We start from the raw sequence: 25705 nt of genomic DNA, 5'->3' as shown, positions 1-25705 counted from the left end.
ATGATCTCTACCTTGCGACGTGGCCTGTTGGTATTACTCGCGGCCCTGCCGTTGATGGCTAACGCCGTGGCGGCGCCTTCCGCGCACGAACTGGTACAAGACACCACGACCCGGATGCTCGCCGATCTGTCGGCCAACAAAGAGAAGTACAAGCAGGACCCGAAAGACTTTTACGCGGCGCTGAACACCATCGTCGGCCCTGTCGTGGATGCGGAGGGCATTTCCAAGAGCATCATGACGGTCAAATATTCGCGCAAGGCCACGCCTGCGCAAATGAAGACCTTCGAAGAAAACTTCAAGAAAGGCCTGTTCCAGTTCTACGGCAACGCCTTGCTCGAGTACAACAACCAGGGCATCACCGTTGAGCCGGCCAAGGATGAGTCGGGTGACCGCACCAGCGTTGGCATGACGGTCAAAGGCAGCAACGGCGCGATCTATCCTGTGTCCTACACGCTCGAGAAGATCAACGGCGAGTGGAAGCTGCGTAACGTGATCATCAACGGCATCAATATCGGCAAGCTGTTCCGCGATCAGTTCGCCGATGCGATGCAGCGCAATGGCAACGACCTGGACAAGACCATCAATGGTTGGGCCGGTGAAGTCGCCAAGGCCAAGGAAGCCAGCCAGAAGCAATCCACCGAGCAGCAGTCCCAATGAGTGTATCGGCCATTCGCATGAATGAATCCGGTGAGCTGATGCTCAGTGGCATGCTGGACTACCTTACCGGTCCGGGCCTGCGCAAGCAGGGCCAGGCGCTGATCAAGGCCAGCAAGGCCACCGCACTGGTGGTGGACTGCTCGGCGGTGTTGAAATCCAGCAGCGTCGGCTTGTCGTTGCTGCTGTGTTTCATGCGGGATGCGCAGGAGGCCGGCAAGGCGTTGAGCATCCGTGCGATGCCCGAAGACATGCGCGAAATCGCTCAGGTCAGCGAATTGACCGAGCTGTTGGCGCATCCCTAACCGCATCGACAGAGAAGCCCCCCGTCAGAGTCCTGCTTCGCGGGGTTCGCAGGCGCGGGGCTTTTTTGTATGATGTCCGACCCGCGCGCACAGGGCGCCGATTGAGGTTGAGCATGCAGGCCGTAGAAGTGAAGAGCTTCCTTGAAGGAAAGCTGCCGAACACGCAGGTGGAAGTTGAAGGCGAAGGCTGCAATTTCCAGCTGAATGTGATTAGCGATGAACTGGCGGCGTTGAGCCCGGTGAAGCGTCAGCAGCAGGTCTATGCCCATTTGAACCCATGGATCACCGATGGCAGCATCCATGCGGTCACTATGAAATTTTTCAGCAGCGCGGCCTGGGCCGAGCGCACCTGAGCCCAAGGGCGTCGAGATTCTTATGGATAAATTGATTATTACCGGTGGCGCTCGTCTTGATGGCGAGATCCGCATTTCCGGGGCAAAGAACTCTGCCCTGCCGATCCTGGCTGCAACCTTGCTGTGCGATGGCCCGGTGACTGTTGCCAACCTGCCGCACCTGCACGACATCACCACCATGATCGAGCTGTTCGGTCGCATGGGTATCGAGCCGGTGATCGACGAGAAACTCAGCGTCGAAATCGACCCGCGCACCATCAAGACCCTGATCGCTCCGTACGAACTGGTTAAAACCATGCGTGCGTCGATCCTGGTACTGGGCCCGATGGTTGCCCGTTTCGGTGAAGCCGAAGTCGCACTGCCTGGCGGTTGCGCCATCGGTTCGCGTCCGGTGGACCTGCACATCCGTGGTCTTGAAGCCATGGGCGCGGTCATCGACGTCGAAGGCGGCTACATCAAGGCCAAGGCGCCTGAAGGCGGCCTGCGTGGCGCGCACTTCTTCTTCGACACCGTCAGTGTGACCGGTACCGAAAACATCATGATGGCCGCTGCCCTGGCCAAGGGCCGCAGCGTGCTGGCCAACGCCGCGCGCGAGCCTGAAGTGGTCGACCTGGCGAACTTCCTGATCGCCATGGGCGCCAAGATCACTGGCGCCGGCACCGACACCATCACCATCGATGGCGTCGAGCGTCTGCACACCACCACTTACAAAGTGATGCCGGACCGTATCGAAACCGGCACCTACCTGGTTGCCGCCGCCGTGACCGGCGGTCGTGTGAAGGTCAAGGACACCGATCCGACCATCCTCGAAGCCGTCCTGGAAAAACTCCGTGAGTCGGGTGCCGAAATCACCTGCGGCGAAGACTGGATCGAGCTGAACATGCACGGCAAGCGGCCAAAAGCCGTCAACGTGCGCACCGCTCCATACCCGGCGTTCCCGACCGACATGCAAGCGCAGTTCATCTCGCTCAACGCCATTGCCGAAGGCACCGGTGCCGTGATCGAGACGATCTTCGAAAACCGCTTCATGCACGTTTACGAACTGCACCGCATGGGCGCCAAGATCCAGGTCGAAGGCAACACCGCCATCGTCACCGGTACCGAGAAGCTGAAAGGCGCGCCAGTCATGGCCACCGACCTGCGTGCCTCGGCCAGCCTGGTGATCTCGGCGCTGATCGCTGAAGGCGACACCCTGATCGACCGCATCTACCACATCGACCGTGGTTATGAGTGCATCGAAGAGAAACTGCAGATGCTCGGCGCCAAGATCCGCCGCGTACCGGGCTAGTTTTTTGCTGCATGGGCATAAGGATGTGCCCGTTGAATTCGTTTCAAGTCGAGGGCGTCTTTTCATTATTGAGAGAGCCCTCGATGTGTGTCCGGCGCCATTTGCGACCGGGCATCAGTAGCCTGATAAGGACTGACGTTCCCATGTTGACCATCGCACTGTCCAAGGGCCGCATCCTTGACGACACCCTGCCGCTTCTGGCTGAAGCGGGCATCGTGCCGACCGAGAATCCGGACAAGAGCCGCAAGCTGATCATCCCCACGACCCAGGAAGATGTACGCCTGCTGATCGTGCGCGCCACCGATGTGCCGACTTACGTCGAGCATGGTGCCGCTGACCTGGGCGTCGCCGGTAAAGATGTGTTGATGGAATATGGCGGCCAGGGCTTGTATGAGCCACTGGACCTGCGAATTGCCCTCTGCAAGCTGATGACCGCTGGCCGTGTCGGTGACGTCGAGCCCAAGGGCCGTTTGCGGGTGGCGACCAAGTTCGTCAACGTTGCCAAGCGTTACTACGCCGAACAGGGCCGTCAGGTCGACATCATCAAGCTGTACGGCTCGATGGAACTGGCGCCGCTGATCGGTCTGGCGGACAAGATCATCGACGTGGTCGACACCGGCAACACCCTGCGCGCCAATGGCCTGGAACCCCAGGATTTCATTGCCGACATCAGCTCCCGGCTGATCGTCAACAAAGCTTCGATGAAAATGCAGCACGCCCGTATCCAGGCGTTGATCGACACCCTGCGCAAGGCAGTGGAGTCTCGACACCGCGGCTGATTCACCTGCGCGACCTTGAGTCGCGCCCGTCTATCCGCCTCATAGCCAGAATCTCAGGTGCCCAAGCGGAAACGACTGCTAAGTTAGGGCGCCTGAGTTTTTGCCATTCCTATGAGGCTCTCGCTATGACCGCACCGACTGCAATTCGCCGACTCAACGCTGCTGACCCGGATTTCGCACATCATCTGGATCATCTGCTGAGCTGGGAAAGTGTGTCTGACGACTCGGTCAATCAGCGGGTGCTGGACATCATCAAAGCCGTGCGCGAGCGTGGTGATGCGGCGCTGGTGGAATTCACCCAGAAGTTCGACGGCCTGGAAGTCGCCTCGATGGCCGACCTGATCCTGCCGCGCGAGCGTCTGGAACTGGCGCTGACCCGAATCACCGTGCCGCAGCGTGAAGCGCTGGAAAAAGCCGCGGCCCGTGTGCGCAGCTACCACGAAAAGCAGAAACAGGATTCCTGGAGCTACACCGAGGCCGATGGCACCGTGCTGGGCCAGAAGGTCACGCCGCTGGATCGCGCCGGTCTTTACGTCCCGGGCGGCAAAGCGTCGTATCCGTCGTCTGTGCTGATGAACGCCATCCCGGCCAAGGTTGCCGGCGTGACCGAAGTGGTCATGGTGGTGCCGACCCCGCGCGGTGAAATCAACGAACTGGTATTGGCCGCGGCGTGCATCGCGGGTGTCGACCGTGTCTTCACCATTGGCGGCGCGCAAGCCGTTGCTGCGTTGGCTTATGGCACCGAAAGCGTACCGAAGGTCGACAAGGTGGTCGGCCCGGGCAACATCTATGTCGCCACCGCCAAGCGTCACGTGTTCGGCCAGGTCGGCATCGACATGATCGCCGGCCCGTCGGAAATCCTCGTGGTCTGCGACGGCCAGACCGATCCGGACTGGATCGCCATGGACCTGTTTTCCCAGGCCGAGCACGACGAAGACGCCCAGGCGATTCTGGTCAGCCCGGACGCCGCGTTCCTCGACAAGGTCGCCGCCAGCATCGCCAAACTGCTGCCGACCATGGAACGCGCCGAGATCATCGAAACCTCGATCAATGGCCGTGGGGCGCTGATCCAGGTTCGCGATATGGAACAAGCCATCGAAGTGGCCAACCGCATCGCACCGGAGCACCTGGAGTTGTCGGTCGCCGATCCACAAGCGTGGTTGCCGCAGATCCGCCACGCCGGTGCAATCTTCATGGGCCGTCACACCTCCGAAGCCTTGGGCGACTACTGCGCGGGCCCGAACCACGTGCTGCCGACCTCCGGCACTGCTCGTTTCTCGTCGCCGCTGGGCGTGTACGACTTCCAGAAACGCTCGTCGATCATCTTCTGCTCCGAGCAGGGTGCGTCGGAACTGGGCAAGACCGCTTCCGTGCTGGCCCGTGGCGAGTCGCTGACCGCCCACGCCCGCAGTGCCGAATACCGCATCGTCGACGAACAAAAGGGGAACTGAGCATGAGTAAATTCTGGAGCCCGTTCGTCAAGAACCTGGTGCCTTACGTGCCGGGCGAGCAGCCGAAACTGGCGAAACTGGTGAAGCTCAATACCAACGAAAACCCGTACGGCCCATCGCCCAAGGCCTTGGCCGCGATGCAGACCGAACTGAATGACAATCTGCGTCTGTACCCGGACCCGAACAGCGACCTGTTGAAAAACGCAGTCGCCAAGTACTACGGCGTGCAAAGCAATCAGGTGTTCCTCGGCAACGGTTCCGATGAAGTCCTGGCGCACATCTTTCACGGTTTGCTGCAACACGATCAGCCGGTGCTGTTCCCGGACATCAGCTACAGCTTTTACCCGGTTTACTGTGGGTTGTACGGCATCACGTTCGACGCGGTGCCGCTGGACGAACAGTTCCAGATCAACCCGGCGGATTACGCCAAGCCGAACGGCGGGATCATCTTCCCGAACCCGAACGCCCCGACCGGTTGCCTGCTGGCGCTGGACGCGGTCGAGCAAATCCTCAAGGCCAGCCCGGATTCGGTGGTCGTGGTGGATGAGGCTTACATCGACTTCGGTGGCGAGACGGCGATCAGTCTGGTGGACCGTTATCCGAATTTGCTGGTGACTCAGACCTTGTCCAAGTCCCGTTCGCTGGCCGGCCTGCGGGTCGGTCTGGCGGTGGGGCATTCGGACCTGATCGAGGCGCTGGAGCGGATCAAGAACAGCTTCAACTCTTATCCGCTGGACCGCCTGGCGAACGTCGGTGCAGCCGCCGCGTTCGAAGACCGCGAGTACTTCGACAAGACCTGCGGGCTGGTGATCGAGAATCGCGAGAAGGTCGTTGCGCAACTGCAAGCCAAGGGCTTTGAAGTGCTGCCGTCAGCGGCGAATTTCATTTTTGCCCGTCATCCGCAGCACGATGCGGCGGGGTTGGCGGCGAAGTTGCGCGAGCAGGGCGTGATCGTCCGGCACTTCAAGCAGGAGCGGATTGCGCAGTTCCTGCGGATTTCCATCGGCACGCCTGAACAGAATCAGGCACTGATCGACGGCCTCGGCGACCTCTAAACACCCCACAACCCCTTGTAGGAGCGAGGCTTGCCCGCGAAGAACGATGACACGGTGCATCAAGTACACCGTGTCATCGTTCTTCGCGGGCAAGCCTCGCTTCTACAAGGGGACGTGGGGAGTGCTTACTGTTCTTCTTTCTCTTTGACCGGCGCCGGTGGCGGGCGCAAGCCGATTTCAGCGGTGAGCTTCAGCTCCTTGCCGTTGCGCATCACCTGAACCGTGACTTTGTCAGTCGGTTTGATCCGCGCGACCTGGTTCATCGAGCGGCGACCATCACCGGCCGGTTCGCCGTCGATGGTGAGAATCACGTCACCCAATTGCAGGCCGGCCTTCTGCGCCGGACCGTCACGGAAAATCCCTGCGACCACAATGCCCGGACGTCCCGACAGGCCATACGACTCCGCCAGTTCCTGGCTCAACGGCTGCACTTCGATACCGAGCCAGCCGCGAATTACCTGGCCGTGTTCGATGATCGACTTCATGACCTCCATCGCCAGTTTGACCGGGATCGCGAAGCCGATGCCTTGCGAACCGCCGGACTTGGAGAAGATCGCCGTGTTGATCCCGGTCAGGTTGCCATTGGCATCCACCAGGGCACCGCCAGAGTTGCCGGGGTTGATCGCGGCGTCGGTCTGGATGAAATCTTCGTAGTTGTTCAGGCCCAGCTGGTTACGGCCGGTGGCGCTGATGATGCCCATGGTCACGGTCTGGCCGACGCCGAACGGGTTGCCGATGGCCAGCGCGACGTCGCCGATGCGGATGTTGTCGGAGCGGCCGACGGTGATCGACGGCAGGTTTTTCAGATCGATCTTCAGGACCGCAAGGTCGGTTTCCGGGTCGCTGCCGATGACACGGGCCAGGGTTTCACGCCCGTCCTTCAGCGCGACGACAATCTGGTCGGCGCCGCTGGTCACGTGGTTGTTGGTCAGCAGGTAGCCTTCCGGGCTCATGATCACGCCGGAGCCGAGGCTCGATTCCATGCGTTTCTGCTTGGGCGCGTTGTCGCCGAAGAAGCGGCGGAACTGCGGGTCTTCGAACAGCGGATGGTTCGGCTTGTTGATGACTTTGGTGGTGTACAGGTTCACCACCGACGGCGCAGCGGTGGTCACGGCGTCGGCATAGGACACCGGCCCCTGTTGCATGGTGGTGGTTTGCGGGGCTTGCTGCAGGTTAACGTCGAGGCTTGGAAGCCCGACCCACTGCGGGTAACGCTGGATGATCAATAGAGCGATAAGCACGCCGGCCAACAGCGGCCAGCCGGAAAAACGCAGCGCCTTGAGCATTAAGCACGTCCTGAGAGGTTGCAGGCGGTTAGAGACCGCCCATAATGTCGCGCATTATACGAGGCCGCGCGCGCCTCTGAACGGGATATTTAGGAGTCTTTTATGGCCGTCGCCCTGAGCACCCTGGTCGAAGAAGCCGACCGTTATCTGAACAGTGCAAAGATTGCCGATTATTGCCCCAACGGGTTACAGGTTGAAGGCCGGCCGCAGGTGATGCGCATCGTCAGTGGCGTCACGGCCAGTCAGGCGTTGCTGGATGCCGCCGTCGAAGCGCAGGCCGATCTGGTGCTGGTGCATCACGGTTACTTCTGGAAGGGCGAGAACCCGTGCATCACCGGTATGAAGCAGCGTCGGTTGAAAACCCTGCTCAAGCACGACATCAGCCTGCTGTCCTATCACTTGCCGCTGGACCTGCACCCGGAAGTCGGTAACAACGTGCAGCTCGCCCGTCAGTTGGACATCACCGTCGAAGGGCCGCTGGACCCGGATAACCTCAAGATTGTCGGTCTGGTCGGCTCGTTGAACGAACCGGTGACGCCGCGTGATTTCGCTCGTCGCGTGCAGGAAGTCATGGGCCGCGAGCCGCTGCTGATTGAAGGCAGCGAGATGATTCGTCGGGTCGGCTGGTGCACCGGTGGCGGCCAGGGGTATATCGATCAGGCGGTTTTGGCGGGCGTCGATCTGTACCTCAGCGGTGAGGCGTCCGAGCAAACCTTCCACAGCGCCCGGGAAAACGACATCAGTTTCATCGCCGCCGGTCACCACGCCACCGAGCGTTATGGTGTGCAGGCGCTGGGGGATTACCTGGCGCGACGGTTTGCGCTGGAGCACATCTTCATCGATTGCCCGAATCCGATTTGATTTCAACACGTCTCAGTAGGAGCGAGGCTTGCCCGCGAAGAACGATAACGCGGTCCATAAGTTAACCCGCGTTATCGTTCTTCGCGGGCAAGCCTCGCTCCTACAGGGGCTGCAACCCAAACGAGGGGGTATATTCATATACCCTTTCGATCTAGCTCGCGTCCTGATTAGAAGAGGTCGCTGTGCTAGGATTCCCCGCTCGAACACGGCCCGCTGGCCGTCCATAAGATCGTTTTCGTGAGTAGCCATGGTCGACAAACTGACGCATCTGAAACAGCTGGAGGCCGAAAGCATCCACATCATCCGCGAGGTCGCCGCCGAGTTCGATAACCCGGTGATGCTGTACTCCGTCGGTAAAGATTCCGCCGTGATGCTGCACCTTGCGCGCAAGGCATTCTTCCCGGGCAAATTGCCGTTCCCGGTGATGCACGTCGACACCCGGTGGAAGTTCAAGGAAATGTACGAATTCCGCGACCGCATGGTCGAAGAACTCGGCCTGGACCTGCTGGTGCACGTGAACCCCGATGGCGTCGCCCAGGGCATCAACCCGCTGACCCACGGTAGCGCCAAGCATACCGACATCATGAAAACCGAGGGCCTGAAACAGGCGCTCGACAAGTACGGTTTCGACGCCGCTTTCGGTGGCGCTCGCCGCGACGAAGAGAAGTCCCGCGCCAAAGAGCGCGTGTATTCCTTCCGCGACACCAAGCACCGCTGGGACCCGAAAAACCAGCGTCCAGAGCTGTGGAACGTCTACAACGGCAACGTCAACAAGGGCGAATCGATCCGCGTTTTCCCATTGTCGAACTGGACCGAACTGGACATCTGGCAGTACATCTACCTCGAAGGCATCCCGATTGTGCCGCTGTATTTCGCCGCCGAGCGCGATGTCATCGAGATGAATGGCACCTGGATCATGATCGACGACGAACGCCTGCTCAATCACCTGAGCGACGAAGACAAGGCGCGCATCGTCAAGAAGAAAGTCCGTTTCCGTACACTGGGTGACTACCCGCTGACCGGTGCGGTCGAGTCCGAGGCCACCAGCCTGACCGACATCATTCAGGAAATGCTCCTGACGCGAACTTCCGAACGCCAGGGCCGGGTTATCGATCACGATGGCGCAGGCTCGATGGAAGAAAAGAAACGTCAGGGTTATTTCTAAGGGGTTGTCATGTCGCACGCATCTGATTTGATCAGCGAGGACATCCTCGCCTACCTGGGCCAGCACGAACGCAAGGAAATGCTGCGCTTTCTGACCTGTGGCAACGTCGACGACGGCAAGAGCACCCTGATCGGGCGCCTGCTGCACGACTCCAAGATGATCTACGAAGATCACCTGGAAGCCATTACCCGCGACTCGAAAAAAGTCGGCACCACTGGCGAAGACATCGACCTGGCATTGCTGGTCGACGGCTTGCAGGCCGAGCGTGAGCAGGGCATCACCATTGATGTCGCCTACCGCTACTTCTCCACCGCCAAGCGCAAATTCATCATCGCCGACACCCCTGGCCATGAGCAGTACACCCGCAACATGGCTACCGGTGCATCCACCTGTGACCTGGCGATCATCCTGGTCGACGCCCGCTACGGCGTGCAGACCCAGACCCGTCGCCACAGCTTCATCGCCTCGTTGCTGGGCATCAAGCACATCGTGGTCGCCATCAACAAGATGGACCTCAACGGTTTCGACGAAAGCGTATTCGAGTCGATCAAGGCCGATTACCTGAAGTTCGCCGAAGGCATCGCGTTCAAGCCGACCACCATGGCCTTCGTGCCGATGTCGGCGCTGAAGGGCGACAACGTGGTGAACAAGTCCGAGCGCTCGCCGTGGTACACCGGCCAGTCGCTGATGGAGATTCTCGAAACCGTCGAAATCGCCAGCGACCGCAACTACACCGACCTGCGTTTCCCGGTGCAGTACGTCAACCGTCCGAACCTGAACTTCCGTGGTTTCGCCGGCACCCTGGCCAGCGGCGTCGTTCACAAGGGCGATGAAGTCGTTGTGCTGCCGTCGGGCAAGAGCAGCCGCGTGAAATCCATCGTCACCTTCGAAGGTGAGCTGGAGCATGCCGGTCCGGATCAAGCGGTGACGCTGACCATGGAAGACGAGATCGATATCTCTCGCGGCGACTTGCTGGTGCACGCCGACAACCTGCCGCAGGTGACTGACGCTTTCGATGCCATGCTGGTGTGGATGGCCGAAGAACCGATGCTGCCGGGCAAGAAATACGACATCAAACGCGCGACGTCTTATGTGCCGGGTTCGATCACCAGCATTGTCAACCGCGTTGACGTGAACACCCTGGAAGAAGGTCCTGCCAGCGCGTTGCAGTTGAACGAGATCGGTCGCGTCAAGATCAGCCTCGACGCCGCCATCGCGCTGGACGGTTACGCGAGCAACCGCACCACCGGTTCGTTCATCGTCATCGACCGTTTGACCAACGGCACCGTTGCCGCCGGCATGATCATCGCTCAGCCGTTGGCGCATGGCAGCAGCACGCACCACGGCAAACTGGCGCACGTTGCCACCGAAGAACGCGCTCAGCGTTTCGGCCAACAGCCGGCCACCGTGTTGTTCAGCGGCTTGTCGGGCGCGGGCAAAAGCACTCTGGCGTATGCGGTTGAACGCAAGCTGTTCGACCTGGGCCGCGCGGTGTTTGTGCTCGATGGCCAGAACCTGCGTCACGACCTGAACAAAGGTCTGCCACAGGATCGCGCCGGGCGTACCGAGAACTGGCGTCGTGCCGCGCACGTTGCGCGTCAGTTCAACGAAGCCGGTCTGCTGACCCTCGCTGCGTTTGTTGCGCCGAGTGCAGAAGGGCGTGAGCAAGCCAAGGACCTGATCGGCAAGGAGCGTCTGCTGACGGTCTACGTCCAGGCCTCGCCGACGGTTTGTGCCGAGCGTGATCCGCAAGGCTTGTACGCAGCGGCCGGGGATAACATTCCGGGCGATTCCTTCCCGTACGACGTGCCGCTGGACGCCGACCTCGTGGTCGACACCCAGTCGCTGTCGCTGGAAGAAAGCGTCAAGCAAGTGCTGGATCTGCTGCGCAAGCGTGGCGCGATCTAAGCGTTAGCTGCTCATAAAAAACCCGCCGATGAGTGATCATCGGCGGGTTTTTTTGTGTCCCTGAAACCGCCATCGCGAGCAAGCCTCGCTCCTACGGGATGGGTGTGACCGCGACATCGGGAGCGACGCAAATCCGTAGGAGCGAGGCTTGCCCGCGAAGGGGCCGGAACAGGCACCTGATTACTGGGCGGGATACTCCCGATGCATCTGCGTCAACAACGCATCCTTGTCTAACCAAAGCTGATTGATCCACCCCTGAAACTGCAACCGATACTCCCCATCCTGGTCGTAGTTCTTGCCAATAAACTGCGGCGGAATCTTCAGTTCCTGAAAATGCACCACCACATCCGCAACGTTCCCGCAGAGCAAATCCCAATACCCCGGACGCCCGCCCGGATAGTGAATCGTCACGTTGACGATCGACTCCAGCTGCTCACCCATGGCGTCCAGCACAAACGCAATGCCACCGGCCTTGGGTTTGAGCAGGTACTTGAACGGGGATTTCTGCTGCGCATGCTTGCCTTCGGTGAAGCGCGTGCCTTCAACGAAATTGAAAATCCCCACCGGGTTATCGCGAAACTTCGCACAGGTCTTGCGCGTGGTTTCCAGGTCTTTGCCTTTCTTCTCCGGGTGCTTTTCCAGATAGGCCTTGGAGTAACGCTTCATGAACGGAAAGCCCAACGTCCACCAGGCCAGGCCAATCACCGGCACCCAGATCAGCTCTTGCTTGAGAAAGAACTTCAGCGGCTGGATGCGACGGTTGAGCACGTACTGCAACACCATGATGTCGACCCAGCTCTGGTGGTTGCTGGTGATCAGGTACGAGTGCTGATAGTCCAGCCCTTCAAGGCCGCTGAGGTGCCAGCGGGTGCGGCGGACCAGGTTCATCCAGGCCTTGTTGTTGCTGATCCAGGCTTCATGGGTATGGCTCATCAGCCAGCGTGTGAAACGCTGAGTGAGGGCAAACGGCAACACCTTGAAAATCGCCACGCAGAACAGAAACGAGCAGAGCAGAATCGTATTCAGTGCCAGCAACAACGATGAAATCACGCCGCGCACGGCGGCAGGCAGGAAATCCAGCATTTAAACATCCAGAGGTCGGTTGGCAGCTTGAATCGCGGTCAACGCGATGGTGTACACGATGTCGTCGACTTGCGCGCCACGCGGCAGGTCGTTCACCGGTTTGCGCAGGCCTTGCAGCATCGGGCCGAGGCTGACGCAGTCGGCGCTGCGCTGCACGGCTTTGTGCGTGGTGTTGCCGGTATTCAGGTCGGGGAACACGAACACCGTAGCGCGACCGGCGACCTGACTGTTCGGCGCCAGTTGCCGGGCAACGGTTTCGTTGGCGGCGGCGTCGTACTGCAACGGGCCGTCGATCAGCAGCGAATGTTGTTGTTCGTGGGCGAGCAACGTCGCCTCGCGGACCTTCTCGACCTCTTCACCGCTGGCCGATTCACCGCTGGAGTAGCTGATCATCGCCACGCGCGGCGTAATGCCGAACGCTGCTGCCGAGTCCGCACTTTGCAGGGCGATCTCGGCCAGTTCCGTGGCGCTCGGGTGCGGGTTCATCACGCAGTCGCCGTAGACCAGCACCTCTTCGGGAAACAGCATGAAGAACACAGAAGACACCAGGGTGCAGCCCGGTGCGGTCTTGATCAACTGCAAGGCCGGGCGGATGGTGTTGGCGGTGGAGTGAATGACGCCGGACACCAGGCCGTCGACTTCATCCAGCGCCAGCATCATGGTGCCGATCACCACGGTGTCTTCCAGTTGCTGCTCGGCCATCGGTGCGTTGAGGCTTTTGGACTTGCGCAGTGCAACCATCGGCTCGACGTAGCGTTCGCGAATCAGGTCCGGGTCGAGAATCTCCAGGCCTGGCGGCAGCTCGATATCGTGGGCACGCGCCACGGCTTCGACGTCCGCCGGTTTCGCCAGCAACACGCAACGGGCAATGCCGCGCGCCTGGCAGATCGCTGCGGCTTGCACAGTTAGCGGCTCGCTGCCTTCGGGCAGCACGATGCGTTTGTTGGCGGCCTGGGCGCGCTGGATCAACTGGTAGCGGAACACCGCTGGCGACAGGCGCATTTCCCGAGGCGTGCCGCAACGCTGGTGCAGCCAGTTGGCGTCGAGGTGGCTGGCGACGAAGTCGGTGATGATCTCCGCACGCTCGCGGTCGTCGATCGGGATTTCCTTGTTCAAACCGTTCAGCTGGTTCGCGGTGTCGTAGGAGCCGGTGCTCACCGACAACACCGGCAAACCGGCCTGCAAGGCGCCACGGCACAGGTCCATGATGCGCGGGTCGGGCAGGGTGTCGCTGGTCAGCAGCAGGCCGGCCAGCGGCACGCCGTTCATGGCCGCGAGGCTGACGGCGAGGATGATGTCGTCGCGATCGCCGGGCGTCACCACCAGCACGCCGGGCTTGAGCAGCTCCACGGTGTTGCGCATGGTGCGCGCACAAATGATGATTTTGGTCATGCGCCGGGTTTCGTAATCGCCGGCATTGAGGATTTGCGCGCCCATCAGATCGGCCACGTCGCGGGTGCGCGGCGCGTTCAGTTCCGGCTGGTACGGGATGCAACCGAGCAAGCGGAAATCACCGCTGCGCAGCAATGGCGAATGCTCTTTAAGGCGCGAGGCGAAGGCCTCCATGCTCTCGTCGGTCTTGACCTTGTTGAGGATCACGCCGAGGACTTTCGGGTCTTTCGGCCCGCCGAACAATTGCGCCTGCAATTCCACGCGACCGGAGAGCTCGGTCAGCACTTCGTTTTCCGGTGCCGAAACAAGAATCACGTCGGCGTCCAGACTCTTGGCCAAATGCAGATTGACCCGCGCGGCGTAACTGGCGCTGCGGGTCGGGACCATGCCTTCGACGATCAGCACGTCCTTGCCGATGGCCGCTTGCTGATAGAGCGTGATGATTTCTTCGAGCAGCTCATCGAGCTGGCCGTCGCCGAGCATGCGCTCGACGTGCGCCAGGCCCAGCGGTTGCGGCGGTTTCAAACCGTGGGTTCGCGCCACCAGTTCGGTGGAGCGCTCCGGCCCGGTATCACCCGGATGCGGCTGGGCAATCGGTTTGAAAAAGCCGACTTTGAGGCCGGCCCGCTCGAGGGTGCGCACCAGCCCGAGGCTGATGGAGGTCAGACCCACACCAAAATCGGTGGGCGCGATAAAAAAAGTTTGCATGCGGATTCTCTGGAGGTGCATGGCAAAGGCGATCATCTATAGCTGACGATCTACCGAAATTCAGTCGCCAAGGTTATCGCTAACCGAGCCTTGTGCGCACCAACCGCATTCAAAGGGCTGGCCTATTTTTTCAATACGTTGCGCCGGGTCCATGACCCAGGCGCGCGATTGCCACGGTGGCTGGTGGCGCAGGTGCTGCGTGTGGCCACAGGACAGCTCGGCCACCCAATGCCCGTCCTCGTCCTGATGAAAACCTGTGACCGTCGAGCCTGGCGCCGCATTCCGTCTGTCCGGGTTGTGTTCGCTTTCGGACGATTGCTTCGCTAAACTTGGCCTTTCTAAATTCTTATGCAAAAGGTCTCGCCCCATGCTGATCGCCGCCAATAAGGCTGTCTCCATCGACTATACCCTGACCAACGACGCTGGTGAGGTCATCGACAGCTCCGCCGGCGGCGCGCCGCTGGTCTACCTGCAAGGCGCAGGTAACATCATTCCAGGCCTGGAAAAGGCTCTGGAAGGCAAAGCAGTCGGCGACGAGCTGACCGTGGCCGTTGAACCTGAAGACGCTTACGGCGAATACGCTGCCGAACTGGTCAGCACCTTGAGCCGCAGCATGTTCGAAGGCGTCGACGAGCTGGAAGTGGGCATGCAGTTCCACGCTTCCGCACCGGACGGCCAAATGCAGATCGTGACCATTCGCGATCTGGACGGCGACGATGTCACCGTCGACGGCAACCACCCGTTGGCCGGTCAGCGCCTGAACTTCCAGGTCAAGATCGTCGCCATCCGTGACGCCAGCCAGGAAGAAATCGCTCATGGTCACGTCCATGGCGAAGGTGGCCATCACCACTGATTTTCTGCGCTAAGCTTTCGAGAACTGGAGAGGCGCCCGAGGGCGCCTTTTTAGTCCGCGGCTGTCCCCGGTGACACCGCCAAGTGGCTGTTTCGAGAAGAACACGGGAATCTGGAGTACGTCATGAGTGCTTTTCACGACCTTAATTTGACAGGCCTGGATGGTCAGGAGCTACCTCTGGCGCCCTTCAAGGGGCATGTCGTGCTGGTGGTCAACGTCGCTTCCAAATGTGGCTTGACCCCACAATACGCGGCGCTGGAAAACCTCTACCAGCAATACAAAGGTAAAGGCTTCAGCGTGCTGGGCTTGCCGTGCAACCAGTTTGCCGGGCAGGAGCCGGGCACCGAGCAAGAGATCCAGGCGTTTTGCAGCCTCAACTATGGCGTGACCTTTCCGTTGTCCAGCAAGCTGGAAGTCAACGGTCATGATCGTCATCAGTTGTACCGCCTGCTGGCGGGCGAGGGTGCCGAGTTTCCGGGTGACATCACCTGGAACTTCGAAAAATTCCTGCTCGGCAAGGACGGTCGCGTACTGGCACGGTTCTCGCCGCGTACGGCGCCGGATGATCCCACCGTCATTCAGGCAATCGAAAAAGCCCTGAGCTGAAATCCCCCCTGTAGGAGCGAGGCTTGCCCGCGAAGGCGTCAGGTCAGTCAGTAATGATGTCGACTGACCGACCGCCTTCGCGGGCAAGTCGGAGCGCCGCCCGCTCGCTCCTACGATGCTTTCCACCTTTTATTCCTTAATCACCAAAATCAATAGTGCTATTCAAGGCGTTCCCAACTCCATATTATCGCCGTCATAAAGTCTATTCCCGTGGAGCGTCCCATGCCTGTCAAAGCCCTGTTCAAACCGTTCCACCTCGGCACCCTCGAACTGCCGACCCGTGTCGTCATGGCGCCGATGACCCGCTCGTTTTCGCCGGGTGGCGTACCTAATTCCAAAGTGATCGAGTACTACCGTCGTCGCGCCGCTGCAGGCGTGGGCTTGATCATCACCGAAGGCACCACCGTCGGCCACAAGGCCTCGAACGGCTACCCGAACGTGCCGCATTTCTACGGTGAAGCCGCGCTGGCCGGCTGGAAGAAAGTCGTCGACGCGGTGCATGCCGAAGGCGGCAAGATCGTTCCGCAGCTTTGGCATGTCGGCAGCGTGCGTCGCATCGGCACCGAGCCTGACGCCAGCGTGCCGGGTTACGGTCCGTCGGAAAAACTGAAGGATGGTCAGGTCGTGGTTCACGGCATGACTAAACAGGATATCCAGGACGTGATCGCCGCGTTCGCCCAGGCTGCCAAAGACGCGCAAAGCATCGGCATGGACGGCGTGGAAATCCACGGCGCCCATGGTTACCTGGTGGACCAGTTCTTCTGGGAAGGCACCAATCAGCGCACCGATGAATACGGTGGCGACCTGGCGAACCGTTCGCGTTTCGCCATCGAACTGATTCAGGCGGTGCGTGCGGCAGTCGGTGAAGGCTTCCCGATCATCTTCCGTTTCTCTCAGTGGAAGCAGCAGGATTACACCGCGCGTCTGGTGCAAACTCCGGAAGCGCTGGGCGAGTTTCTCAAGCCGTTGTCCGACGCAGGCGTGGACATTTTCCACTGCTCGACGCGCCGTTTCTGGGAGCCGGAGTTCGACGGTTCCGAGCTGAACCTGGCAGGCTGGACGCGCAAACTGACCGGCAAGCCGACCATCACCGTGGGCAGCGTCGGCCTGGATGGCGAGTTCCTGCAATTCATGGTCAACACCGACAAGATCGCGCAGCCGGCCAGCCTGGAAAAACTGCTGGAGCGTTTGAACAACGACGAGTTCGATCTGGTGGCAGTGGGGCGTGCACTGCTGGTGGATCCGGACTGGGCGCAGAAAGTGCGTGACGGTCGTGAGGAAGACATCCTGCCGTTCAGCCGTGAGGCGTTGATGACGCTGGTTTAAGCGGCGACTGCGCTGACGCCATCGCGAGCAGGCTCGCTCCCACATTCGACCGAGTTTCGTGTGAGAACTCGGTCACCTGTGGGAGCGAGCCTGCTCGCGAAGACTGACTCTAAATCACCAAAGGCTCAGGGTAAGATCGACGCATTCGGAATCACCTGTTCACCAACACAAGCCCCCCTCAACTGCCCCTCGAACTGCTCGATAATCGCTGCCCAACCCTGCCGACTCGCATGCTGGCGCGCATTGAGCCTTACGCATCGCAAGTTTTCGTGCTTCTCCAGCAGCCACGCCGCGGCATCGCTGAACGCCTCCTCATCCCCCGGCATCGCCAGCACACCGTTGTAGCCATGGCGAATATGCTGCGCCGCCGCAGCCTGATCGTAGGCCACCACGCCCAACCCTGACGCGAGTGCCTCTAGCACCACATTGCCGAACGTTTCGGTCATGCTCGGAAACAAAAACACATCCCCTGACGCATAGTGGCTGGCCAAGGCTTCGCCGCGTTGTGTGCCACAGAAAATCGCTTCGGGCAGTTCCTGTTCCAGGGCCACTCGTTGCGGACCGTCACCGACGATGATCAGCTTTAGGTTTCGCTGTGGATAAGTCGCTTTCAGCGTGTCGAAACAACGCTTGAGCAAACCAAGGTTCTTCTCCGGTGCCAGGCGTCCTACGTGGATGACAGCGATGTCCTTCTCGCCCAGGCCCCATTGCTCACGCAACGATTGCAGCCGTTTGGTCGGGTGGAACAACTGGCTGTCGACCCCACGGGACAGCAATGCCAGCCGCTCGAAATGCCGGCGCTCCAGCTCCAGTCGCTGGCTGACACTCGGCACCAGCGTCAGGGTCGAACGATTGTGAAACCAGCGCAGGTAGTGGGTCAGCAGGCGTGTGAGCAATCCGAGCCCGTACTGATTGGAGTACTGCTGGAAGTTGGTGTGAAAACCGCTGACCACCGAAATCCCCAGACGCCGTGCTGCGCGCAACGCGGACAAGCCCAGCGGTCCTTCCGTGGCGATGTACAGCACGTCCGGGCGCTGGCGCTTCCAGCGTCGCAGCAGCTTGTGCATCGATGACTGACCCCATTGCAAACCCGGATACCCCGGCAGCGGCCAGCCGCGGCACAGCAGCAATTCATCGTCGCTGCCCAGTTGCTGATCGCAACCCTGGCGCGGCCGCACCAGTTCCACCTGATGCCCGCGCGCGCGCAAACCGTCGCACAAGCGGCCAAGGGTATTGGCCACGCCGTTGATTTCGGGAGGGAAGGTTTCGGTGATCAGGGTGATATGCAGAGCTGTCGTCATGACCTCAGTGTCGGCTGAGGCCATGTCGTCGTTGTGGCGTTTTGATGATGGATTTGTGACTGAGTAGCGCGAGTTTCCAGATTTCAGTGATGAGCTTAGAGACCTAGTTACTTTGGGAAAGTATCCTGTTCTTTATGACCTTCGCAGGGTTTCCTACTGCGACGGTGTAAGCCGGGATGTCTTTGGTCACTACGGAGCCAGCGCCTATAATGGCGCCTTCACCTATTGTAACGCCTGGAAGAATGATGCTTTTACCGCCGATCCATGCGTGTTTCCCCACCGTTACGGGCGCGGATATATCGGGAAGCTGGAGGGACGAGTAGTCATGTCCTGAAGAAAAAATAATGACCCCAGGGCCAAGTACCACGTGATCCTCCAAAGTGATAACGCCTTGATCGGTTTGCATGGATGGATACAGTTCGCAGCCGCGATTAATTGCCACACCGTTCCCCAGGGAAACCCTCCATGGGTATCTGACAAAACTACGGTAGTCCAGCATGGTCTCGCGTCCGTAAGCTTTGAACACGAGACGAAAGAGAAAGTTTCTAACAAAGTACGGAAGAAGGTCGGCGATAATCCAGAGTACGCCGGAGAAATAACTGAACATGGAATAGACAAAGACAACCATGTTTCTATTTTTTATGGGGTTCTTCATAAGTTATCACTTTCATGAACGTAGAATTTATTGACTAAATAGAAAAATACCGAGACCAGAACGACGGATGCAATCTGGATCAACCAGGCTGGTGCATTATATAAATCAACAAAAATATACAGCATTAGTATGTTTAGAACGTAACCCGCCATCAGCATGATCAATAATCGGAGCAGGCTTGTGCGGATGTGTATGGTGCTGTCAAATACCAGTTTTCGATTAAGCCAAAAGCTGATCAGGGCGCCAATGACATAAAGAATTGATGCGGCGAGTTTGGCTTCAATTTTTTGATGTATTAGTATTAGGAAGGCGGCATAGCCACCGGCATTGACGAGTGCGCCAACCAGGTAATATTTTATGAACTGTAGCAGGCCGAGTGAGGCAAATTGTTGAAAATAATGCTTCATGATTCAAGTACAGCCAGGCCAAACCCGGTTATTCCGTAGTTGTTGCCGTTATATAGCATGTAGCGTTTACCATCATGGTCAAAGACAAAGGGGTATTCAATCATTTCGGAATCCCAGCCGGTATCCGACACATCAATACCTACCTGATCATCCATTCTTGTCCAGTTAATACCATCCGCCGACTCTGCATAGCCAATTCTGTAAGACTGACCTCGGTAGGAGTACCACATTTTCCAACCATGTTGGTCGCGAATGACGGAGGGCCTGGAGATTGCGTGCTCGTCGTCCTGAGCATAATCAATAGCAACTTTACCCTCTCGTAACCAGTTTATACCGTCAGAAGATTCAGCGTATTTGATATGGTACTTGTGCTTAGGTGTTCCGTTAACCATCTGCCATTCGGTACAGGATAAATACCACATCCTCCATTTTCCGTCCTCCACTAACACACAGGGTGTCGCGGTGAAGTGAGGCTCGAACATGGAGCGGTCGACGATTGGGCCAGGCGAATAACGTGTGAACGGACTATTTGAAGTGCTGGTTGCAACGCCGATAGAGTTTCGGAATGGAACCGTTACGCCGAGGTTCCAGCCTTGATAGTACATATAACGGGTATCTTCATTCTTTAATAGCCAGCAGCCCATTGACCCGCTGTCATCGAATTCGCCCAATGATCCAGGAACCAGTACTGGTTTCTCAGAGATACTCAGTATCTTGAAAGGTGGGCAAATATCGACGTCCACAAAAGCCGTGTGAGAGCGGCTTTGGGCATCGCGGGTAGTGAAATAGACACGGAACACATTGCCAGTCAAATATTCACAGAAAGGCACTGCTGCATGGCTGCGCATCCATGGCGACTCTCCGGAGGGCGTGAATATGTGTCCAAGTTTGCGCCAATGATGTGTCATATTTTTCTCAACTTGCTGCTTGGAACTTTTGAGCGTTCAGTGGCGGTACCAATGTACACACCTTCTGCTTCGACATCGGCCAGGATTAACGTTCCGGCGCCAATGACACTGCGTTCGCCGATCGTTATATGATCTCGTAATGTTGCATTAACACCGATGAAACATTGCTCTGCGATTTCGACACCACCCGAAACAACAACGTGCGAGGCGATAAAGCAATGGTCTTTGATGGTCGAGTGATGACCAATATGATTTCCACTCCACAACGTGATGTTATTGCCGATTGTTACAAAAGGCTGAATAGTGTTGTCTTCCAGAATAAAACAGTTCTCTCCAATGGCATGATCGTTCAAGACGGTGGCGTGCGAACTTACATAGCTGGTCAGATGGTAGCCTAGTGCTTTGGCCGCCAAATACTTTTCCTTTCGCACGGCATTGATTTTGGAGTAGCTCAATGCCACAAAAAAGTCATTGGATTCAGGGGGGTATTGGTTGTGAACGTCTTCAAACGGAATGACTGGCAATCCACAAAACTCATGTTCGACTATGTAGGCGCGATCAATGGTAAAGGCAACAACGTTGTAGTCGGAGTCTGTGCTGAAATAATGAAGGGCCAGTTGGGCGATATCGCCAAAGCCAAAAATTACCAGGTTCTTTTTCATGATGTCTTTCTCACCAAAACGGTAAATTCGTAGAGGTCGTAATCATGCAATATTGCTACATTCCGCGAATAGCGCTTTTTGCAGAGATCAAACAAGGCGCAGGGATCAGCATAATAAAGATAATCGCGCATTTTATCTGCGTCTGAATATGATGTGAGGCAGTTAAAGGCGAAGCCAAGTCGACTTGTCCGATCAAGTGCATCTAACGTCTCTTCGACATAAGCTAGCCACTCTTCATCCGAGCGACCTTGGCGGACATTAAAAATTCCACTGGCGATGGAATAGTCAGAAATGCAATCGGGCTCTCCCGCTAATACAAATCGTGCTTGAGGGGTTTTGTTGTAACGCTCTTTGGCTGCGTCAATCATCCCTTCGGATATATCAATGCCGGTGTAGGTGAAATTTTTGTACCTTTCTGCCAGGCAATCATATAGCGCGCCATAGCCGCAGCCGAGATCGTTCAGGGAAAAGTTCTGATCTTGTTTGATGATCTTGAAAAGTTGCTCAAATCTTAATGTTTGGCTTTCTGTGCCATTCCAGTCTACACCTTGAGGCGTTTCTCCGTGTTGGGCAAGCTTTTCGGAGTAGTAGGTGGCTACTTCATTTAGTAATTCATTCTTGTGGTTTTGCATAAATCTGCCTCACTATTGTATAGGGGCGCTGTTTGGTTTCGGAGTATATTTTTGAAAGATAAATTCCGACGACGCCAATAAACGAGATTATCATTCCGCCTAGCAACCAGATTGACGCCATTACTGATGTCCAGCCGCTCACTGGCTGTGCTAGAAAAATCCAATGCAAGACCAGGTAGGAAATGTAAAGTGTTGCAATGAGGGAGATTGATATTCCTATGTAAAATATACCAATCAACGGTGCATTGCTGAATGAAGTTACGGAGTTGACCAATAACGACATTTTTTTACGGAAGGTATAGGTTGTCTCACTTGTGTTGTGTTTTTTTACATAAAGCGGGTGTTGTTCAAAGCCGGTGATGTACCACAGGCCAGCCATGAAGATTTCTCTTTCCGAATGTCGCAAAAGTGCTTCAACGTAGCGGTGAGTCATCAATCGGGCAGTGACGACATTCTCGGGCAGCGCCAAGCCGGTAAGTGCCTTGAAGAAATGATAAAACCACTGTCCACTCCAGGACTCGATTCGACCGCCCTTACGTTTTTCCTGTACGCCATAAACCACGTCACAGTTGTTGTTTTTCATTTCTTCGGAAAATGGCAACAGCCACTCAGGTTCTTCTTCCAGATCGCTGTCTATTAAAAAAACCTGTTCACCTTTAGCATGAGCCAAGCCCGTCATCATCGCCTTGTGATGACCAAAATTTCTAGACAGGTCAACCACGACAACGTGGTGATCAGCTATTGAAAGCTGGACTGCCAATTCCAGGCTGTCATCCGGCGACCCATCGTTGACAAATACAATTTCAAAGTCTTCTCCTGCCATTTGCCGGGCGGAAGCACAGGCACGCTGATAGAACTCTGCAATGTAAGGAGACGACTGGTATAAGGTTGCAACGATAGAAAGTTTCATGGGTTGACATGTCTCATGTATTGGTATGAGTCTTTCCCGCAGTTAAAAAGCAAGTCGAGGATGGTAACGCCATGAGTAAACTCCCCCCACAACTGAGGGTACTCGCGATAACCGGAGTAATCGAACCACGTTAAACTGATATCCAGTTGACTGAAAACAGCCTCCTCAACATAATCTTTTGCCGAAGGTCCCGAAATATATTCAGAGGCTCCAGCTTGTACGCAAAGATCTGCCAATCGTTCCGTTTTGCCGTCAAGTAGCGTGTAGTCAGATGAACTACTTATTAACGTCCGGATTCCGAGGTAGTCGCAGATAGCTTTAATGAAACTTAGATTAAGTTGAGATATATGGGTGTAGCTACTGGTGGTGTAGAGAGGTTCCAGCCATGCTGCTATTTCATTGAAATGGGGCGCGCGGCGGTAATTTTGAACGAGTGACTTCCAATGCGACTCCATCCAATCGGAACCATCAATTTCGGTCTCGTTTATCTTTTGATGATACTTGCCTTTCACCTGCACCGGAACGGTCAGCCATTGTACGCCTTGAGGCGTTTTTATCTGATTGCGATTACGCCAATCACGGCGGGTGTACTGCATGTCGTCAAAGAGAATAAACTCATCTACCGCGGCGATCATGTCGAAGTATCCCTTCCACGGGATGTAATTGGATTGGAGAATAGCAACTTTTTTCAATGTACATGTCCCGTCTGCTTCGTTTTGTCGACTGGATAGCCGGACCGTTCCCACGGGTTCTAGTAGCACCAGCAATAGTATTTCCTGCGCTCGCGGTTCATGAACAGTTGCGAGAGTGAAAGGGAGTTCTTCACTTCGATCTCTTGATGGTCACTGAGCCGCTATTGCACGTACTGGGCGCGTCTGTTTTCCGTAAATGCCGCTACTTTAATGCTGGAGGAGGGGGGTGTCACTTTTTTCCCCCCTCATTGGGCGCATTCTTTCGATGCGTGCTGCTGGAAAACAGGTTCTTGAGCGAGCCTCAGAGACTTTGTCGCGTCACAACGTTGCCTTGGACGCTGTTACTTTGATCCCCGCGCTCACGCACCCAGAACAATGTCGCACCCGCCACGGCAGCCGGCATCATCAGGATGTTGACCACCGGAATCAGCAGCACCAGGTAAACACTCCCGCCAAAACTCATGCTCTGCCAGCGCTTCTCGCGCAGCCAGGCGAGCATCTCGTTCCAGCCCAGCTTGTGGTTGTCCGCCGGGTAGTCGATGTACTGGATCGCCATCATCCACACCCCGAACAGTAGCCACAGCGGCGCGGCGATGATGTTCACCACCGGGATGAACGAGAGGATGAACAGCCCGATCGCCCGCGGCAGGAAGTAGCCGAGTTTGCGCATTTCCCGGGCGAGGGTGCGCGGGATCATGGCGATCAGTTCGCCCCAGCTGAAAGCCGGGAAGTCGTCGGTGCCGCGCACCACCACTTCGACTTTCTCCGCGAGAAAACCGTTGAACGGCGCAGCGATGACGTTGGCGAGCATGGTGAAGGTGAAGAACACCATCAACACCACCAGCACCACGAAAATCGGCCAGAGGATGTAACTGAGAAAACTCAGCCAGTCGGGCAGGGACGGCATCAGCGTATCGACCCACAGACTGAATTGATGGCCGGCCAGATAAATCAATCCGACGAACAGCACCAGATTGATTGCCAGCGGCAGCAACACGAATAAACGCAGGCTGGGACTCAGGACCAGCTTGAGGCCTTCGCGCAGGTATTGCGGGCCGGACAGAACAGGGGCGGGCATATCGAGCTCCGAGCAGAAGGGAAACGCGCCGACCTTACCGGCTTTGCCTGACGGGTGAAAGCGCGGTCGCAGCATCGACATCAACAGTAACAAAGGCGTCTATATATTGGCCGTGACGGGATAGAGACCGCCTATGAGCTGGATTGTTAAACCGTATTTCCTTAATCTTCGCCCCCTCGATACGCTGCACCCAATCTTTTTACAGGACTGTCGAGTTCAAGCCTTCCCCAAGTGCTTTCAACGGTCCTTTTTTATTCCCGCCGGCAACCCGGCGTTCCGCGCCAGGTGTTCCGGGCCGGTCAACAGGAGCAGGTCATGTCTGAAGTCCGTCATTCGCGAGTGATTATTCTCGGTTCCGGCCCTGCCGGTTACAGCGCCGCGGTGTATGCCGCCCGTGCCAACCTCAAGCCACTGCTGATCACCGGCATGCAGGCCGGCGGTCAACTGACCACCACCACCGAAGTCGACAACTGGCCTGGCGATGTCCACGGTCTGACCGGCCCGGCGTTGATGGAGCGGATGCGTGAGCACGCCGAACGCTTTGAAACCGAGATCGTTTTCGATCACATCAATGCCGTGGACTTCGCCGCCAAGCCGTACACCCTGACCGGTGACAGCGCGACTTACACCTGCGACGCCCTGATCATCGCCACCGGCGCCAGCGCTCGCTACCTGGGCCTGCCATCGGAAGAAGCGTTCATGGGCAAAGGCGTTTCGGCCTGCGCGACTTGCGACGGTTTCTTCTACCGCAACAAGCCAGTGGCTGTGGTCGGTGGCGGTAACACCGCTGTTGAAGAAGCACTGTACCTGGCCAATATCGCCAGCACGGTGACCCTGATCCACCGTCGCGAAACCTTCCGCGCCGAGAAGATCCTGATCGACAAGCTCAATGCTCGCGTTGCCGAAGGCAAGATCATCCTGAAGTTGAACTCGAACCTGGACGAAGTCCTGGGCGACAACATGGGCGTGACCGGTGCTCGCCTGAAGAACAACGACGGCAGCTTCGACGAGCTGAAAGTCGACGGCGTGTTCATCGCCATCGGCCATACCCCGAACACCTCGCTGTTCGAAGGCCAGCTGACGTTGAAAGACGGCTATCTGGTTGTGCAGGGCGGCCGTGAAGGCAATGCTACCGCGACCAACATCGAAGGCATCTTCGCGGCCGGCGACGTGGCTGACCACGTTTACCGTCAAGCGATCACCTCGGCCGGCGCCGGCTGCATGGCGGCACTGGACACCGAGCGTTACCTCGATGGTCTGCAGAACGCTTCGTTCTGATTCTGTTGAAATGAAAAAACCGGCTTCGGCCGGTTTTTTTGTGCCGCTCATTTTGCTTGTCCTGTAGGAGCCGGCTTGCTGGCGATGCAGGCGGCGCGGTGTTCCTGTA

Annotated in this window: 27 protein-coding genes; 14 read left to right on the top strand and 13 right to left on the bottom strand. The window is 57.6% G+C overall.

All coding sequences use genetic code 11. The annotated features are described in order from the left end of the window. The 7 genes from ACYZUC_RS15820 to hisC all read left to right on the top strand — a co-directional run bounded on the left by ACYZUC_RS15820 (nt 1) and on the right by hisC (nt 5885). Nucleotides 1-657 carry an MlaC/ttg2D family ABC transporter substrate-binding protein gene (locus ACYZUC_RS15820; RefSeq protein ID WP_461989197.1) on the top strand — a complete coding sequence of 219 codons (657 nt, stop codon included), beginning with the start codon at nt 1-3 and terminating at the stop codon, nt 655-657. Next, complete coding sequence (locus ACYZUC_RS15815; RefSeq protein ID WP_461989195.1) at nt 654-959, top strand: STAS domain-containing protein; 306 nt, start codon at nt 654-656, stop codon at nt 957-959. The genes ACYZUC_RS15820 and ACYZUC_RS15815 overlap by 4 nt, the downstream gene beginning before the upstream one ends. A gap of 113 nt (nt 960-1072) precedes the next feature. After that, entirely contained in the window at nt 1073-1312 is a 240-nt protein-coding gene (locus ACYZUC_RS15810) for a BolA family protein (protein ID WP_150710210.1), read from the top strand. Between the two features lie 22 nt (nt 1313-1334). Then, on the top strand, nt 1335-2600 hold the full coding sequence (gene murA / locus ACYZUC_RS15805) for a UDP-N-acetylglucosamine 1-carboxyvinyltransferase (RefSeq protein WP_017336551.1): 1266 nt from the start codon (nt 1335-1337) through the stop codon (nt 2598-2600). A gap of 143 nt (nt 2601-2743) precedes the next feature. Next, on the top strand, nt 2744-3379 hold the full coding sequence (gene hisG, locus ACYZUC_RS15800; RefSeq protein ID WP_008026940.1) for an ATP phosphoribosyltransferase: 636 nt from the start codon (nt 2744-2746) through the stop codon (nt 3377-3379). Between the two features lie 125 nt (nt 3380-3504). Beyond that, a complete protein-coding gene (hisD, locus tag ACYZUC_RS15795) occupies nt 3505-4830 on the top strand; it encodes a histidinol dehydrogenase (RefSeq protein ID WP_461989192.1) in 1326 nt (441 codons plus the stop codon). Between the two features lie 2 nt (nt 4831-4832). After that, a complete protein-coding gene (gene hisC / locus ACYZUC_RS15790) occupies nt 4833-5885 on the top strand; it encodes a histidinol-phosphate transaminase (RefSeq protein WP_461989190.1) in 1053 nt (350 codons plus the stop codon). 125 nt (nt 5886-6010) lie between these two features. Here the strand turns inward: hisC and algW are convergent, their stop codons facing one another. Next, nucleotides 6011-7171 carry a Do family serine endopeptidase AlgW gene (gene algW / locus ACYZUC_RS15785; RefSeq protein ID WP_008026944.1) on the bottom strand — a complete coding sequence of 387 codons (1161 nt, stop codon included), beginning with the start codon at nt 7169-7171 and terminating at the stop codon, nt 6011-6013. 102 nt (nt 7172-7273) lie between these two features. Here algW and ACYZUC_RS15780 point away from each other — a divergent pair, with 102 nt between their 5' ends. The 3 genes from ACYZUC_RS15780 to cysN all read left to right on the top strand — a co-directional run bounded on the left by ACYZUC_RS15780 (nt 7274) and on the right by cysN (nt 11105). Beyond that, nucleotides 7274-8032: a Nif3-like dinuclear metal center hexameric protein gene (locus ACYZUC_RS15780; protein WP_008037366.1), complete on the top strand. Its 759-nt coding sequence runs from the start codon at nt 7274-7276 to the stop codon at nt 8030-8032. Nucleotides 8033-8279: 247 nt separating this feature from the next. Further along, complete coding sequence (gene cysD / locus ACYZUC_RS15775) at nt 8280-9197, top strand: sulfate adenylyltransferase subunit CysD (RefSeq protein WP_008026947.1); 918 nt, start codon at nt 8280-8282, stop codon at nt 9195-9197. Between the two features lie 9 nt (nt 9198-9206). Then, complete coding sequence (cysN, locus tag ACYZUC_RS15770) at nt 9207-11105, top strand: sulfate adenylyltransferase subunit CysN (protein WP_461989187.1); 1899 nt, start codon at nt 9207-9209, stop codon at nt 11103-11105. Between the two features lie 180 nt (nt 11106-11285). Here cysN and ACYZUC_RS15765 read toward each other — a convergent pair whose 3' ends face one another. The 3 genes from ACYZUC_RS15765 to ACYZUC_RS15755 are packed head-to-tail and all read right to left on the bottom strand — an operon-like array spanning nt 11286 to nt 14687. Then, nucleotides 11286-12188, bottom strand: a complete 903-nt coding sequence (locus tag ACYZUC_RS15765) for an acyltransferase (protein WP_461989185.1) — start codon at nt 12186-12188, stop codon at nt 11286-11288. Beyond that, nucleotides 12189-14288 carry a phosphate acetyltransferase gene (pta, locus tag ACYZUC_RS15760; protein ID WP_461989183.1) on the bottom strand — a complete coding sequence of 700 codons (2100 nt, stop codon included), beginning with the start codon at nt 14286-14288 and terminating at the stop codon, nt 12189-12191. It abuts the gene before it with no gap. A 60-nt stretch (nt 14289-14348) separates the two neighbouring features. Further along, nucleotides 14349-14687 carry a DUF3565 domain-containing protein gene (locus ACYZUC_RS15755; RefSeq protein ID WP_081500182.1) on the bottom strand — a complete coding sequence of 113 codons (339 nt, stop codon included), beginning with the start codon at nt 14685-14687 and terminating at the stop codon, nt 14349-14351. On the opposite strand from ACYZUC_RS15755, the gene ACYZUC_RS15750 reads away from it, so the two are divergent. The 3 genes from ACYZUC_RS15750 to ACYZUC_RS15740 all read left to right on the top strand — a co-directional run bounded on the left by ACYZUC_RS15750 (nt 14656) and on the right by ACYZUC_RS15740 (nt 17073). Beyond that, the gene (locus ACYZUC_RS15750; RefSeq protein WP_007942189.1) at nt 14656-15141 is read left to right on the top strand and encodes an FKBP-type peptidyl-prolyl cis-trans isomerase; all 486 of its coding nucleotides are present in this window, start codon (nt 14656-14658) and stop codon (nt 15139-15141) included. The genes ACYZUC_RS15755 and ACYZUC_RS15750 overlap by 32 nt on opposite strands. A 123-nt stretch (nt 15142-15264) precedes the next feature. Next, the gene (locus tag ACYZUC_RS15745; protein WP_461989181.1) at nt 15265-15747 is read left to right on the top strand and encodes a glutathione peroxidase; all 483 of its coding nucleotides are present in this window, start codon (nt 15265-15267) and stop codon (nt 15745-15747) included. A gap of 222 nt (nt 15748-15969) precedes the next feature. Further along, nucleotides 15970-17073 carry an NADH:flavin oxidoreductase gene (locus ACYZUC_RS15740; RefSeq protein ID WP_461989180.1) on the top strand — a complete coding sequence of 368 codons (1104 nt, stop codon included), beginning with the start codon at nt 15970-15972 and terminating at the stop codon, nt 17071-17073. A 125-nt stretch (nt 17074-17198) separates the two neighbouring features. On the opposite strand, the gene ACYZUC_RS15735 is transcribed toward ACYZUC_RS15740, so the two are convergent. The 9 genes from ACYZUC_RS15735 to cysZ all read right to left on the bottom strand — a co-directional run bounded on the left by ACYZUC_RS15735 (nt 17199) and on the right by cysZ (nt 24318). Beyond that, nucleotides 17199-18398: a glycosyltransferase family 4 protein gene (locus ACYZUC_RS15735; RefSeq protein ID WP_461989178.1), complete on the bottom strand. Its 1200-nt coding sequence runs from the start codon at nt 18396-18398 to the stop codon at nt 17199-17201. A gap of 79 nt (nt 18399-18477) precedes the next feature. Then, entirely contained in the window at nt 18478-19029 is a 552-nt protein-coding gene (locus ACYZUC_RS15730) for an acyltransferase (RefSeq protein ID WP_461989176.1), read from the bottom strand. Further along, nucleotides 19026-19436 (bottom strand): GtrA family protein, encoded by a 411-nt coding sequence (locus ACYZUC_RS15725; RefSeq protein WP_461989175.1) that lies wholly within the window; start codon nt 19434-19436, stop codon nt 19026-19028. Before ACYZUC_RS15725 ends, ACYZUC_RS15730 begins: the two co-directional genes overlap by 4 nt. Further along, nucleotides 19433-20284, bottom strand: a complete 852-nt coding sequence (locus tag ACYZUC_RS15720) for a glycoside hydrolase family protein (protein ID WP_461989173.1) — start codon at nt 20282-20284, stop codon at nt 19433-19435. The genes ACYZUC_RS15725 and ACYZUC_RS15720 overlap by 4 nt, the downstream gene beginning before the upstream one ends. 56 nt (nt 20285-20340) lie before the next feature. Then, nucleotides 20341-21006: an acetyltransferase gene (locus ACYZUC_RS15715; RefSeq protein ID WP_461989171.1), complete on the bottom strand. Its 666-nt coding sequence runs from the start codon at nt 21004-21006 to the stop codon at nt 20341-20343. Then, complete coding sequence (locus ACYZUC_RS15710; RefSeq protein ID WP_461989169.1) at nt 21003-21638, bottom strand: class I SAM-dependent methyltransferase; 636 nt, start codon at nt 21636-21638, stop codon at nt 21003-21005. The genes ACYZUC_RS15715 and ACYZUC_RS15710 overlap by 4 nt, the downstream gene beginning before the upstream one ends. Continuing rightward, nucleotides 21619-22548, bottom strand: a complete 930-nt coding sequence (locus ACYZUC_RS15705; RefSeq protein ID WP_461989167.1) for a glycosyltransferase family 2 protein — start codon at nt 22546-22548, stop codon at nt 21619-21621. Before ACYZUC_RS15705 ends, ACYZUC_RS15710 begins: the two co-directional genes overlap by 20 nt. After that, nucleotides 22545-23294: a WbqC family protein gene (locus ACYZUC_RS15700; protein WP_461996716.1), complete on the bottom strand. Its 750-nt coding sequence runs from the start codon at nt 23292-23294 to the stop codon at nt 22545-22547. The genes ACYZUC_RS15705 and ACYZUC_RS15700 overlap by 4 nt, the downstream gene beginning before the upstream one ends. A 247-nt stretch (nt 23295-23541) precedes the next feature. Next, complete coding sequence (cysZ, locus tag ACYZUC_RS15695; protein ID WP_461989166.1) at nt 23542-24318, bottom strand: sulfate transporter CysZ; 777 nt, start codon at nt 24316-24318, stop codon at nt 23542-23544. 315 nt (nt 24319-24633) lie between these two features. On the opposite strand from cysZ, the gene trxB reads away from it, so the two are divergent. Then, complete coding sequence (gene trxB / locus ACYZUC_RS15690; protein ID WP_461989164.1) at nt 24634-25596, top strand: thioredoxin-disulfide reductase; 963 nt, start codon at nt 24634-24636, stop codon at nt 25594-25596. The last annotated feature ends 109 nt before the right edge of the window (nt 25597-25705 follow it).

Source organism: Pseudomonas sp. GT1P32 (assembly GCF_054897805.1).
The sequence above is the reverse complement of the archived record's forward strand: the minus strand, read 5'-3'. Positions and strand labels throughout refer to the sequence as shown.